Origin of the sequence: Streptomyces sp. NPDC059477, from assembly GCF_042749375.1 — a bacterium.
Taxonomy (GTDB): domain Bacteria; phylum Actinomycetota; class Actinomycetes; order Streptomycetales; family Streptomycetaceae; genus Streptomyces.
The window spans coordinates 6,859-18,956 of record NZ_JBHYUG010000035.1 but is presented as its reverse complement, the minus strand read 5'-3'; the positions used below and the strand labels follow the sequence as shown (position 1 = coordinate 18,956).

10 protein-coding genes and 1 pseudogene are annotated in these 12,098 nt (G+C 71.8%); 6 read left to right on the top strand and 5 right to left on the bottom strand.

From position 1 onward, the window contains the following. Positions 1-183 precede the first annotated feature (183 nt). A complete protein-coding gene (locus ACFXAZ_RS19270; RefSeq protein ID WP_384592217.1) occupies positions 184-2,052 on the bottom strand; it encodes an alpha/beta hydrolase in 1,869 nt (622 codons plus the stop codon). Between the two features lie 376 nt (positions 2,053-2,428). Between ACFXAZ_RS19270 and ACFXAZ_RS19265 the strand changes: the two genes are divergently transcribed. Beyond that, a complete protein-coding gene (locus tag ACFXAZ_RS19265; protein WP_384592214.1) occupies positions 2,429-3,139 on the top strand; it encodes a chaplin family protein in 711 nt (236 codons plus the stop codon). A gap of 28 nt (positions 3,140-3,167) precedes the next feature. Here the strand turns inward: ACFXAZ_RS19265 and ACFXAZ_RS19260 are convergent, their stop codons facing one another. Continuing rightward, positions 3,168-3,662, bottom strand: a complete 495-nt coding sequence (locus ACFXAZ_RS19260; protein WP_384592211.1) for a nucleoside deaminase — start codon at positions 3,660-3,662, stop codon at positions 3,168-3,170. A 187-nt stretch (positions 3,663-3,849) separates the two neighbouring features. Between ACFXAZ_RS19260 and ACFXAZ_RS19255 the strand changes: the two genes are divergently transcribed. Then, complete coding sequence (locus ACFXAZ_RS19255) at positions 3,850-4,626, top strand: GNAT family N-acetyltransferase (RefSeq protein WP_384592208.1); 777 nt, start codon at positions 3,850-3,852, stop codon at positions 4,624-4,626. A 261-nt stretch (positions 4,627-4,887) separates the two neighbouring features. On the opposite strand, the gene ACFXAZ_RS19250 is transcribed toward ACFXAZ_RS19255, so the two are convergent. After that, a complete protein-coding gene (locus ACFXAZ_RS19250) occupies positions 4,888-6,027 on the bottom strand; it encodes a Cmx/CmrA family chloramphenicol efflux MFS transporter (RefSeq protein ID WP_384592205.1) in 1,140 nt (379 codons plus the stop codon). A gap of 463 nt (positions 6,028-6,490) precedes the next feature. Between ACFXAZ_RS19250 and ACFXAZ_RS19245 the strand changes: the two genes are divergently transcribed. Further along, the gene (locus ACFXAZ_RS19245; RefSeq protein ID WP_384592317.1) at positions 6,491-7,261 is read left to right on the top strand and encodes an ArsR/SmtB family transcription factor; all 771 of its coding nucleotides are present in this window, start codon (positions 6,491-6,493) and stop codon (positions 7,259-7,261) included. Between the two features lie 238 nt (positions 7,262-7,499). On the opposite strand, the pseudogene ACFXAZ_RS19240 reads toward ACFXAZ_RS19245, so the two are convergent. Then, positions 7,500-7,937, bottom strand: a pseudogene (locus ACFXAZ_RS19240) (SPW repeat protein); the annotation flags it as partial. Between the two features lie 69 nt (positions 7,938-8,006). Further along, positions 8,007-8,960: a LysR family transcriptional regulator gene (locus ACFXAZ_RS19235; RefSeq protein WP_384592202.1), complete on the bottom strand. Its 954-nt coding sequence runs from the start codon at positions 8,958-8,960 to the stop codon at positions 8,007-8,009. Between the two features lie 67 nt (positions 8,961-9,027). Here ACFXAZ_RS19235 and ACFXAZ_RS19230 point away from each other — a divergent pair, with 67 nt between their 5' ends. The 3 genes from ACFXAZ_RS19230 (at position 9,028) to ACFXAZ_RS19220 (ending at position 11,849) form a co-directional block, all read left to right on the top strand. Continuing rightward, positions 9,028-9,180, top strand: a complete 153-nt coding sequence (locus ACFXAZ_RS19230) for a putative leader peptide (protein WP_384592198.1) — start codon at positions 9,028-9,030, stop codon at positions 9,178-9,180. A 135-nt stretch (positions 9,181-9,315) separates the two neighbouring features. Further along, positions 9,316-10,428 carry a dimethylsulfone monooxygenase SfnG gene (gene sfnG / locus ACFXAZ_RS19225; protein WP_384592195.1) on the top strand — a complete coding sequence of 371 codons (1,113 nt, stop codon included), beginning with the start codon at positions 9,316-9,318 and terminating at the stop codon, positions 10,426-10,428. Positions 10,429-10,631: 203 nt separating this feature from the next. Next, a complete protein-coding gene (locus ACFXAZ_RS19220; RefSeq protein ID WP_384592192.1) occupies positions 10,632-11,849 on the top strand; it encodes an acyl-CoA dehydrogenase family protein in 1,218 nt (405 codons plus the stop codon). Positions 11,850-12,098 lie beyond the last annotated feature (249 nt).

Sequence of the window (12,098 nt, the reverse complement as noted above, 5' to 3'; positions counted from 1 at the left end):
CCGGGGGGGGGGGGGGGGGGGGGGGGGGGTGGGGGGGGGGGGGGGGGGGGGGGGGGGGGTGCGCGGGGGGGGGGGGGGGGGGGGGGGGGGCGCCCCCCCCCCCCCGGTGAACCGGCCGGGCCCCAGCCGTCGTCCTCGTCGCCGTACCCGGCTGTACCGGGCCGTACCGGCCGTGCCGCTGTCTCAGCCGTCGTCCTCGTCGCCGCAGGAACTGCCGGTCGGTGGCAGTGAGCCGTACAGCAGGAAGGCGTCCACCTTGCCCTGCACGCACTTCGAGGACGCGTATCCGGTGTGGCCGTCGCCCTTGTTGTCCAGGACCACCGCCGCGTCGCCGAGCCGCTTCGCCGTCTGCTCGGTCCAGCGGTACGGGGTCGCCGGGTCGCCGCGCGTGCCGACCAGCAGCATCTTCGCCGAGTCGACGTCCTTGACCTGCTCGCGGATGAAATCCGTGCCCTGAGGGCGGCCGTAGCAGAGCAGCACCTGGGTGAGCCGGTAGGTGCCGAAGACCGGCGACGCCTGCTGGTACGCCGAGCGCAGCCGGGCCAGATCGCGGGTGATCCGCTCGGCGCCGGGCCGGTCGGGGTCGTCCGCGCAGTTCACGGCGACCAGCGCGGCCGGGAGGTTGTCCATCGGCACGTCCTCCGCGTCGGTCAGCGTGCCCTGGGTGGCGTCCGGCGCCGGACGGGACGCGCCGCCGGGGGTGGTGGGGGCGGCGGGTTCGGTGGCGGGGACAGTGGGTTCGGCGGTAGTGGCGGCGGGTTCGGCGGTCGGGGTGGTGGGCCTGGGGGGCAGGACGGGTGTCCCGCCCGGTGTGGTCATGCCGCCACCCGTGAAGCTCTCCACGCCCCGGGTGTCCCCGTCCTCCATCAGCGAGGCCAGCGCCCGCTCCAGCAGCGGCCACAGCTCCTCGCTGTACAGCGCCGTCCCGATCGCCGCCACCAGGTCCTGACCGGTGAACGGCCCGCTGAACGTCGTCGGCACCGGATCCTCGTCCAGTGAGCGCACGAGTTGTACGACGTCCTCGCGCGCCCGGCGCGGATCCGTCCCGAACGGACAGGCGACGTCACCGGCGCACCAGTTCAGGAAGTCGTCCAGTGCGGTCTGCTGGCCCTTGGCACCCGCGATGCCCTGCTCGGAGAGGGATTCGGTGAGGGTGTCCACGCCGTCCAGGGCGATCCGGCCCACCTTGTCCGGGAACTGCGCGGCGTACACCGCGCCGAGCCGGGTGCCGTACGAGAACCCCAGGTAGTTGAGGGTTCGGTCGCCCAGCGCCTGGCGTATCACGTCCAGGTCGCGGGAGACATCGACCGTGCCTATGTGCTCCTGGACCGGTCCGGAGTGCTTGGCGCACTCGGCCGCCGCCACGCGCAGCTGCCGCAACAGCGCCTCGGGGTCCCTGAGCGGGTCGGCGGAGTCGGCGGTGTCGGCGTCCGATCCGCTGTCGGTCTCGTAGGCGGCGGTTCCGCAGGTCACGGGTGCGGAGCGGCCGACTCCGCGCGGGTCGAAGCTGACCACGTCGTAGCCGTCGGTGAGGTTCATGAAGTCCTTGCCGCCGTAGGCGAGTTCCGTCACCCCGGAGCCGCCGGGTCCGCCGAAGTTGAGGACGACCGAGCCTCGTTTGTCGCCGGTGGCGCGGATGCGGGCGAGGGCCAGTTCCAGCGTCCCGGACGCGGGTTTCGCGTAGTCCAGGGGGACGGTGACCTTTCCGCACTGGAGGTCCTGGGGCATGCCTTCGCCCTGGCAGGCGGCCCAGGTCACCTTCTGGCGGTAGAAGGAGGTGAGGTCGGGTTCGGTCCGCTCGGTGGTCCTGGCCCGCTGGACGGACGTCCTGGACGCGGCGGACTTGTCGGACCCGGTGAACGCGGCGGACCCGGCGGACCCGGCGGACCCGGTGGACGCGGCCTCGGCCGCCGTGGCGGGCAGCGTGGTGCCGAGCAGCGCGAGACCGGCGGCGGCGATGACCGCCCGATGCCGCAGGGCGCGGCGCCGCAGGGAGTGTGGTCGGCCGGCGCGTCGGCCGGCCGGGGGGCGCACCAACAGCCTGGTCAGCATCGATGCCTCCAAGGGCGGCGTTCGGCCGGTGCCGCCGCGAACCGGGGGAACGGGGCCCTCGCCCACCATAGGCGGCCCCTGTCCGGGCCGCCCGCCGGCGAGCGGAGCCGGGCATTCCGACGTATTCTCCGGCCCTTGCGTGTGCGCTGTGCGTCCGCGGCGTGTGCGTCGGCCGCGCTGCGCACGTGTTCATGGTGCCGGTGCCGATCCGCCGAGATGATCACGTGATGTGATGCGTACCCGGTTTTGCGACCAGTTCGATAACTCTGCCCACTCGATGGAGTGAAAGGAGGATTGACCATAACTCGGATGGTTCGCCTGCGTTTTACCCATTGCGGGCGAGCGCCCGTGACCAAGTCTGGAAGGCAGGGAACCTATGAAACGGGTTACCCGGAACGGTGTGATCGCCGTCGCCGCCGCCTCCGGCGCGATGGCAGTGGCGTTTCCCGCGCAGGCTGCCTTCGCGGCGGGCGGCTCAGGGGCGTCCGGCAGCGCGACCGGTTCACCAGGGCTGATCTCCGGCAACACCATCCAGCTCCCGGTGGACATCCCGGTCAACGCGTGCGGCAACACCGTGAACGTGGTAGGGCTCCTCAACCCGGCGGCGGGCAACAGCTGCGCCAATCAGGGCAGCGGGGAGAAGAAGCCGGGTGAGGCACCCACGGGGGCGGCGGCCGAGGGCGAGTCCAAGGGCTCGCCGGGGGTGCTGTCCGGCAACGGGGTGCAGTTGCCCGTGGATCTGCCGGTGAACGTCAGCGGGAACAGTGTGAACGTCGTCGGTGTCGGCAACCCCGTCTTCGGCAACGAGTCGGTCAACGGCCCGGGCCCGGAGCAGCCCCCGGAGCGTCCCGTACGACCGGAGCGGCCCGTGCAGCCCGAGCGGCCGGTGACGCCGGAGCCGAAGCCCACACCTCCGGTGCGGCACATCCCGGCCCCGGCGCCCCCCGGCAACCCCACGCCGGTCACCACGGCCTCGCTGGCCCACACGGGCGCGGACGCGACCGTCCCGACCGCGCTCGGCGCGGGCGCGCTGGTCCTCGCGGGAGCGGCCCTCTACCGGCGTTACCGGCCAGGGGCGGTGCGCTGACCCACCTCTCCCTCATGGGCCCCGCCGGTCACCCCTCCCGGCGGGGCCTCGGTGCGTGGCAGCGGCGGTGCAACTCCCGGATCTCGGCCTCCAGTTCCGGCACCGGTCCCGCCACCGTGACCCCGGGGGCCACCTCGTGCACGGGCAACGGCCGTACCGGAGCGGCCGGGACACCCAGCTCCGCGAGCCAGGACACGAGCTGCGCCGAGGACGCCACGTACACGATGCGCCCCAGGCCCACCCAGGCGTGCGCCGCCGCGCACATCGGGCAGTGCTCGCCGGAGGTGTAGACGGTGGCCCCCGCGCGCTCCTCGGGTGACAGCCGCGCCGCCGCCCAGCGGGCCAGTTCGAATTCGGGGTGCCGGGTGCGGTCGCCGCCCGCGATCCGGTTGCGGTCCTCGGCCAGTACGGCGCCGTCCGCCCCGACGAGCACCGACCCGAACGGCTCGTCCCCGGCGTCCAGTGCCTCACCGGCCAGTTCCAGACAGCGGCGCAGATACGGCAGCTCGGCTTCGTCGACCATGGCGGGGGCCTCCTCGGGGCGCCGATCGGACAGGCGATCGGGCGGCTGATCTTCCCGGCAGCCTATGTCCGACCCCGCCTCGCCCGCCCTCACCACCCGCCGGGCCGGGCCGTTTCGGCGGTGCCTGGACTGTGAGATTCGCCGAATTTCGTTGCTTTACGGGCGCCTCGGTGATGGAGTGTGACGCATGGATCACTCCGGGGTACTCGCACTGTTCGATCGGGACATGCGTGAAGGTGCGCGGCCCGACGGGCCCGAATCGGCGATCGAACGAGTGGGGAAAGTGGTCCGGCAGATCGCCCCGGCCCATGGCTGGAACGGTGTCCTCTGGTCCGACCTGGACGAGTCCACCGCGGACGCGGCGATCGCCCGCCAGATAGCCGACTTCGCCGCGCTCGGCCGGGAGTTCGAGTGGAAGATCTACGGTCATGACCTCCCCATCGATCTCGGGCACCGCCTCGCCGCGGCCGGATTCACCCCGGAGCCGGAGGAGACGCTGATGGTGGGTGGCGTCGACGATCTGACCCTGGACGCCGAGCCGCCCGAGGGCGTCCGGCTCGTCCCCGTCACGGACGAGCCCGGCGTCGAACTCGTCGCCGAGGTGCACGAACTGGCCTTCGGCACGGACAGCGCCCGGCTCAGACAGCGGATGCTCGCCCAGTTGAGAGCCGACCCGGACTCCGTCGTCGCCGTGCTCGCCCTGGCCGGGGACCGGCCGGTCAGCGCGGCCCGCGTGGAGTTGATGCCCGGCACCCGCTTCGCGGGACTGTACGGCGGCGGCACGGTCGAGGACTTCCGCGGCCGGGGCATCTACCGCGCCCTCGTCGCGCACCGCGCCCGCGTCGCCGTCGCCAGCGGCTACCGCTACCTCCAGGTCGACGCGGGCGCCCAGAGCCGCCCGGTCCTCGAACGCCTCGGCTTCCAGCCACTGACCACGACGACGCCGTACGTGTACGTGCCGTAGGGGGCGGCCCTTTGGACGTGGACGGCCGGCACGTACGGGTTCGTGCCGGCCGGTGCGGCGAGCGCACGTCGTGGGGGTGTCGGTCGGCCCGGTGACCGCGCGGCGCCGCAGGGCCGGCCGGCCCTGTCACTCCGGGCGGATCGGAGCCTCGGTCACCTTCACGACCTCACACGGTCGGAGTCTCGGGCACCCCTTCGCCTCCACGCGGTCGGAGTCTCCGTCTGCCCGACGACTCCACCCCGGCCGGAGTCCCCATCTGCCCTACGACCTCACACGGTCGGCCAGCAGTACACCCCCCGCAGCCGCCGACAGTCCCACACTCACCCACACGGCCAACCGTGCGTCCTGGCCTGCCTGGGACGCCAGTCCGGCGAGCAACGGGCCCGCGAACGCGCCGACGTTGAACGCGACGGTCGTGAAGGCCCCCGCGAGCGCCGGGGCGCCGGACGCCGTACGCATGACCCGGTTGATCAGCGATGAGCCGACGCCGAAGGACAGCGCGCCGAGCAGCACGGCGAGCGGGAACAGCGCGGCGGCCGAGGTGCTGGTCAGCGCCAGGACGGCCCAGGCGGCGGGCAGCGCGAGCAGGGCGATGCCCAACCCCCGCCTCAGGCTGCCGTCCCCGGTGCGGCCCGCCCAGGTGACCCCGGCGAACGAGCCGACGCCGAACGCCGCCAGCAGTCCCGGCACCACGCCCTCGGACAGTCCGGTCACCTCGGTCGCCAGCACCGCCAGGTAGGCGAAGGTGGCGAAGGTCGCCCCGTTCACCAGCGCCCCGAGCACCAGCGCCACCCGGACCGGCCGCAGCCGCAGCACCCGCGCCTCCGAGCGCACGGAGACGGGACCGGACCCCGTGGCGTCGGCCGGGGCCGACCGGAAGACCAGGGCCAGGGCCGGCAGACACAGCGCGGCCACGGCCCAGAACGCCGCCCGCCACCCGGCGATGTCCCCCAGCGCCGCCCCCGCGGGCACCCCCACGACACAGGCCAGGGTGATGCCGGAGAGCAGTACGGCGGTGGCCCGCGCCTGCCTCGCCGGGGCGGCGAGGGTGTGCGCGACGGACATCGCCATGGCGAGGAAACCGGCGTTGGCGACGGCCGCGACGATCCGCGTACCGAACAGGACGGCGAAGTCGTCGGTGAGCGCGCCGACGACATGCACGACGACGAACGCCGCCAGGAACCCGGCGAGCGCCCGCCGCCGGGGCCAGCGCGCGCCCAGCGCGGCCATCACGGGGGCGCCGACGACCATTCCGACGGCGTAGGCGGAGGTGAGGCTCGCGGCGGCGCCGGTCGACACATCGAGGTCGTCGGCGATGCCCGGGACCAGCCCGGCGAGCATGAATTCGGAGGTGCCCTGCGCGAACACGGCAAGGCTGAGGACACGGATGAACAACGGCACGGAAGTCGGCTCCAATGGCGAGGCGGGGCAACAGGGGCTGCCGTGAGCCGAGTCGCCGCCGGAGTCGGATGAGTCGGCGGATCGGTACCAGCGATCGACGCGATGTCCTCGTACGACGTCATGACGTCATGACATCGCACGAGGACGAAGACACAGCGAAAGGCGACCGGGCCCACGGAACGCGTGTCCGGCCACTGGAGGCGAGAGAAAGGTGGGTGGGTGCCGGGCCGATCGACAGGGCGATCGGCTACAGCCCGTGACCCGTCCGCCGCCGAGTGACCGGCGGCCTGGTTCTGTCCGACTCGGGGGGCGTCATGCCCGCGACGGTAGGGCGAGGGCGGCGGGGCGATCAACCGAATTTACGCGAGCGCCGGGGCCGGTTCCGTCATCGGTCGGTGCCGCGCTTGACATGCAAGGAAATGCCTGCATAACGTTGAGTGTGCGATCAGAGAGCGACTCCGCGATGGACCGGGTCTTCAAGGCGCTGGCCGATGACACCCGCCGAAGGCTTCTCGACCGGCTGCACGAGCAGAACGGGCAGACGCTCGGTGAGCTGTGCGCGCGGATCGAGATGACCCGTCAGTCGGTGACCCAGCATCTGGCCGTCCTGGAGGCCGCGAACCTGGTCAGCACGGTGCGGCGGGGCAGGGAAAAGCTGCACTACCTCAATCCCGTACCGCTCCACGAGATCCAGGAGCGGTGGATCGACAAGTTCGAGCGCCCGCGGCTGCGCGCGCTCGGCGCCCTGAAACGACGAGCCGAGGAAGCCATGACCGACAAGCCCACCTACGTGTACGTCACCTACATCGCGAGCACCCCCGAGAAGGTCTGGGACGCGCTCACCGACGCCGATCTGACCGCCGACTACTGGGGCCACAGCAATGTCTCGCCGGACTGGCGGCCGGGATCACGCTGGGCGCATGTGCGCACCGACGGCTCCGGCGTCGAGGACATCGTCGGCAAGGTCGTCGAGAGCGAGCGCCCGACCCGGCTGGTCACCACCTGGACCGACCCCGCGAGGGAGGAGCAGGAGGACGCCTACTCCCGCGTCACCTACGACATCCGGCCGCACGACGACATCGTCCGGCTCACCGTCACCCACGAGGACCTGTACGACGAGGGCGAGCTGGCGGACGTCTCGACGGGCTGGCCGCAGGTGCTGTCCAACCTGAAGTCGCTGCTGGAGACGGGCCGCTCCCTGCCGCAGGAGCCGTGGCTGATGCCCACGTCGTGACACGGGGCGGCCGGTCCGCGGCCAGTTGCGCCGCGGACCGGCCGATTCCCGTCCGTCCTTCCTTGCTCGCGACCTTGCTTGCGACCTTGCTCCGGCCTGCTTCCGACCTTGTCCGATCGGTTGTCTACCGGATGTCCACTGGTCGTCTACCGGTCGTCTACCGGTCGTCCATGGGCCGGTCCACGGGCCGGTCCGGCCTGTCGACCGTCCTGTCCATGGAGCGCCTTTTGGCCGCGAGCGGCTTGCGGGCGGTCCGCCAGGCCGCGCCGGCGCAGGCGAGACCCAGCAGCACGGCCAGGCCGCCGATGACGGCGTTGTTCCAGATGACGCCCTTGTCGGGGTTGGTCCCCACGATCCATGGCGCGATGATCATCCACACGCCCATGGCGCACATGGCCCAGCTCAGGCCGTACATGCGTTCAGGAGCCCTGGTGAAACCGAGGGCCAGCAGAACGATCGCGATCCCCATGATCAGGTTGTGGGTCGCGAGCGGTGGCTGAGTGGTCGTGTAGTGGACTATCCACGGGGACGCCGCACAGTACAGACCCAGCAGGAACACCGGTCCGTCCATGAGCGCCACGTCGCGACCGCCGAGCATGCGGGCATAGCGATCCCGCATTTCGGAGACATCAGGGTGGCTTGATATGTCACCTCTGGTGTGCGAGACATTGGCCATGAGTCGTCTCCCTTGTGACTGGCAGGCATTACCGCTTCTGGTGCGGTGTGCGGTAAACGCCGCATAAGTTCATTCTGCTCCCATTTCGCCCTTATGTGTAGTTCGCAGCGAGGGGAGACCGATGGGTGAGACGTGCCGGGCGTGCCGGACGAACGCCTCGTGCAGGTCCTGGGCCGCCTGTGGCACGGAATCCGCCCGGCGCCGGCGCAGCATCAGCAGCACCTGAGTGGTGTCCCCGGCGATCGGCCGGCAGGTGATCGCGCCCCGCCGCTCCAGTGGATCCCCGACCACGCTGAAATCCGGCAGCACCGTCGCCCCGAGCCCCTCGGCCACCATCAGCTTGCCTAGCTCGGCCCCGTCCGTGGAGTACGCGAACGACGCGCCCCGCCCGTCCAGCAGCCGGTGCACGAAGCGGTGCATCACATAGCCCGAGCGCATCGCGATCAGCGGCCCGTCCAGCAGCCGCGCCACCGGTACGGCGTCGTACGCCGCCAGCGCGCTGTCCGGCCGTACGCACACCACCGGCCGCCCGCGCAGCAGCTCCGTCGACTCGAAGCCGGCGGGCTGGTCGTCGCCCTCCAGCTGATTGACCAGCCCGAGATCGAACCCGCCCTCCAGCAGCCCCCGGTGGATGTCCGTCTGCTGTGCGGCGACCACCTCGACCTGGGTGACCGGATGCGCGGCGCGGAACTCCCGTACCACCGGCAGCAGCAGTGGCACCGTCGCCGCGTTCACCGTGCCCACCCGCACCATCCGGCTGATCCGGTGCTGCTCGCCGGCCGCCGCCCGCAGCCGGTCCACCGCCTCCAGCACCTCGACGATGTGCGGCAGCAGCTCCCGACCGGAGCTGCTCATCGTCGCTCCGGAGCGTTTGCGCTCCAGCAGATCGACGCCCAGCTCGCGCTCCAGGTTCCGTACCGTCTCGCTCAACGCGGGCTGGGACAGGCGCAGTTCCTCGGCGGCGCGGCGCAGTGAGCCGAGCCGGGTGACGGCCGTGATGTATTCCAGCTGTTCGGTACGCACGGCAGCAGAATGGGCGCCGCTTTCCCTCGCGTTCAAGGGTTTCCCTGTCACACGTTCGTGAAATTCAATGGTCCGCGATACGAGACCGGTCGGGTTTACCTTGACGCCCGGACAGGCGGCTGCGACGATCGGGAGCATGCTGATGCGACTGGATCTCACGCGACGACGCCATGTCGATCTCGCGCGCGTCTCCAGCGCCTCCTGTTGCGTCGCGGCCTGACTCTGCCGCGCCTCCCCACCCAGCACAGCTGACGCAGGTCAGCCGTGCTTTCCGCACGCCGAGCGCCGCCCGCGGCCCCGCTTTCCGTGATTCCTGAATTCGGCGTCCCTCTGCATTCCGCAACAGGAGTTCCGTATGCCCGGCCAGCCTTTGCAATTCGCCTATTGGGTGCCCAACGTCAGCGGCGGACTCGTCACCAGCCGGATCGAGCAGCGCACCGACTGGGGATACGACTACAACCGCGAACTCGCCGTCCTCGCCGAGAACAACGGTTTCGACTACGCCCTCAGCCAGGTCCGCTACATGGCCAGCTACGGCGCCGAGTACCAGCACGAGTCGACGGCCTTCAGCCTCGCCCTGCTGCTGGCCACCGAACGCCTCAAGGTCATCGCCGCCGTCCACCCGGGACTGTGGCATCCCGGTGTCCTCGCCAAGTTCGGGGCCACCGCCGACCATCTCTCCGGCGGCCGGTTCGCCGTCAATGTCGTCTCCGGCTGGTTCAAGGGCGAGTTCACCGCCCTGGGCGAACCGTGGCTGGAGCACGACGAGCGCTACCGCCGCTCCGAGGAGTTCATCCGCGCCCTGCGCCAGATCTGGACCGAGGACCATACCGAACTCGCCGGGGACTTCTACCGGTTGCGTGACTTCTCCCTCAAGCCCAAGCCGCTGAACACCCCCGAGCGCCCGCACCCCGAGATCTTCCAGGGCGGCAACTCCACCGCCGCCCGCGCCATGGCGGGCCGGGTCTCCGACTGGTACTTCTCCAACGGCAAGGACTTCGACGGCGTCACCGAACAGCTCGCCGACGTACGCCGTGCCGCCGCCGGGGCGGGCCGCCGGGCACCGAAGTTCGGCCTCAACGGCTTCCTCATCGCCCGCGACAGCGAGGCCGAGGCCCGCGACACCCTGCGCGAGATCATCGCCAAGGCCGACACCGAGGCCGTCGAGGGCTTCGGCACCGCCGTGCGGCAGGCGGGCCGGTCCACGGCCGACCAGAAGGGCATGTGGCAGGACTCCGCCTTCGAGGACCTGATCCAGTACAACGACGGCTTCCGCACCGGCCTCATCGGCACCCCCGAACAGATCGCCGAACGGATCGTCGCCTACAAGCGACTCGGCGTCGACCTGCTCCTGCTCGGCTTCCTCCACTACCACGAGGAGGTCGAGTACTTCGGCAAGCGCGTGCTGCCCCTGGTACGGGAACGGGAGGCCGCCCTCCCGGACGCCGCCGTCCCCGCCCACGCCTGACCGCCGATGTCCGACCGCCCACGCGTGGCCGCCGACGTCCGCCGCCCACGCCTGACCGCCGACACTCGCCGTCCAAGTCTGACCGCCGCCGTCCGCGGCCCATGCCTGACCGTCCACGTCCGGACCCGCCCAAGCCTGACCAGCGCCCGTCCGGCCGGCGCACCCGCACCTTCCGCACCCCACTGCGAGAGAGGCCCGCACGCATGAGCACCGTCACCCCCGCCGACTGGCAAACCCGCCCCGCCCCCCGCGACGCCGAGGGCTGGATCGCCCGCGCCGCCGAGGTCGCCGCCGTCCTCGCCACCGACGCCGCCGCTCGCGACCGGGCCGGCGCCACCCCGTACGCCGAGATCCGGCTCCTGAAGGAGTCCGGCCTGGTCACCCTGCTCGGCCCCACCGCCTACGGCGGCGCGGGCCAGGACTGGCCGACCGCCTACCGGGTGGTCCGCGAGGTCGCCAAGGCCGACGGCTCCATCGGCCAGCTCCTGGGCTACCACTACCTGTGGAACTGGGCCGCCCGGCTGGTCGGCACCCGCGAGCAGTGGGAGCACGTCGAGGCCGAGGCCGCCCGCCACCAGTGGTTCTTCGGCGGTGCCGTCAACCCGCGTGACAACGATGTGATCGTCACCGAGGACGGCGACGACCTGGTCTTCACCGGCCGCAAGTCCTTCTCCACCGGCAGCAAAGTGTCCGACGTCACCGTCCTCGAAGGCGTCTTCGACGGCACCGACCAGCATGTCTTCGCGATCGTCCCCTCCGACAGCGAGGGCCTGACCTTCCACGACGACTGGGACAACATCGGCCAGCGGCTCACCGAGAGCGGCAGCGTCACCCTCGACGGCGTCCGCACCCCCTGGTCGTCGGCCGCCGGCTATGTCGGCAAGGAGTTCCGGCCCCGTGTCTACAACACCCTCAACGTCCCCGTCATCCAGCTCGTCTTCGTCAGCTTCTACCTCGGCATCGCCGCGGGCGCCCTGGAGACCGCCGCCACCTACACCCGGAGCAAGGCCCGCTCCTGGCTGCACGGCGGCCACGAACGCGCGGTCGACGAGCCGTACGTCATCGACGCCTACGGCGACCTCACCGCCAAGCTGTGGGCGGCCGAGGCGTTCGCCGACACCGTCGCCGCCGAGGGACAGCGGCTGCACGACGACCCCGACGCCGTCACCGCCCGCACCCGCGGCGAGTTCGAGGTCCGGGTCGCCGCAGCCAAGGCCCGCGCCACCGATGTCGCCCTGGAGATCGCCAATCGCGTCTTCGAGGTGACCGGCGCCCGCTCCACCGCCACCGCCGAGGGCCTCGACCGCTTCTGGCGCAACATCCGCACCCACACCCTCCACGACCCCGTCGCCTACAAACGCCGCGAGGTCGGCCGCTGGATCCTCGAAGGCGAACTGCCCGAACCCACCTGGTACTCCTGACCCCCGTGCCCGACCGACCCCCGTGCCCGATCCGACCGACCCCCTCGACCGCCCTCCCTGACCGACCGCCCTCCCCGCCCAACTGACCTCCTTGCCCCGGGCGCCCCCGCACTCCCGGCGCCCCGCCCCCACGGGCCCCGTCCGGGGGCGCGGGGGCTCCCCGTAGACAAGGCCCCGGCCGGGGGGCGCGGCCCACGCCAGCGCCGCACGCAGTGGCTCGCGCAGTTCGTCGAAGTGCTCGATCAGTTC

Excerpts from the sequence above, each read along its gene's own strand:
- ACFXAZ_RS19270 (WP_384592217.1), bottom strand. The coding sequence starts at position 2,052 with ATGCTGACCAGGCTGTTGGTGCGCCCCCCGGCCGGCCGACGCGCCGGC.
- ACFXAZ_RS19265 (WP_384592214.1), top strand. The coding sequence starts at position 2,429 with ATGAAACGGGTTACCCGGAACGGTGTGATCGCCGTCGCCGCCGCCTCC.
- ACFXAZ_RS19260 (WP_384592211.1), bottom strand. The coding sequence starts at position 3,662 with ATGGTCGACGAAGCCGAGCTGCCGTATCTGCGCCGCTGTCTGGAACTG.
- ACFXAZ_RS19255 (WP_384592208.1), top strand. The coding sequence starts at position 3,850 with ATGGATCACTCCGGGGTACTCGCACTGTTCGATCGGGACATGCGTGAA.
- ACFXAZ_RS19245 (WP_384592317.1), top strand. The coding sequence starts at position 6,491 with ATGGACCGGGTCTTCAAGGCGCTGGCCGATGACACCCGCCGAAGGCTT.
- ACFXAZ_RS19230 (WP_384592198.1), top strand. The coding sequence starts at position 9,028 with ATGGTCCGCGATACGAGACCGGTCGGGTTTACCTTGACGCCCGGACAG.
- sfnG (WP_384592195.1), top strand. The coding sequence starts at position 9,316 with ATGCCCGGCCAGCCTTTGCAATTCGCCTATTGGGTGCCCAACGTCAGC.
- ACFXAZ_RS19220 (WP_384592192.1), top strand. The coding sequence starts at position 10,632 with ATGAGCACCGTCACCCCCGCCGACTGGCAAACCCGCCCCGCCCCCCGC.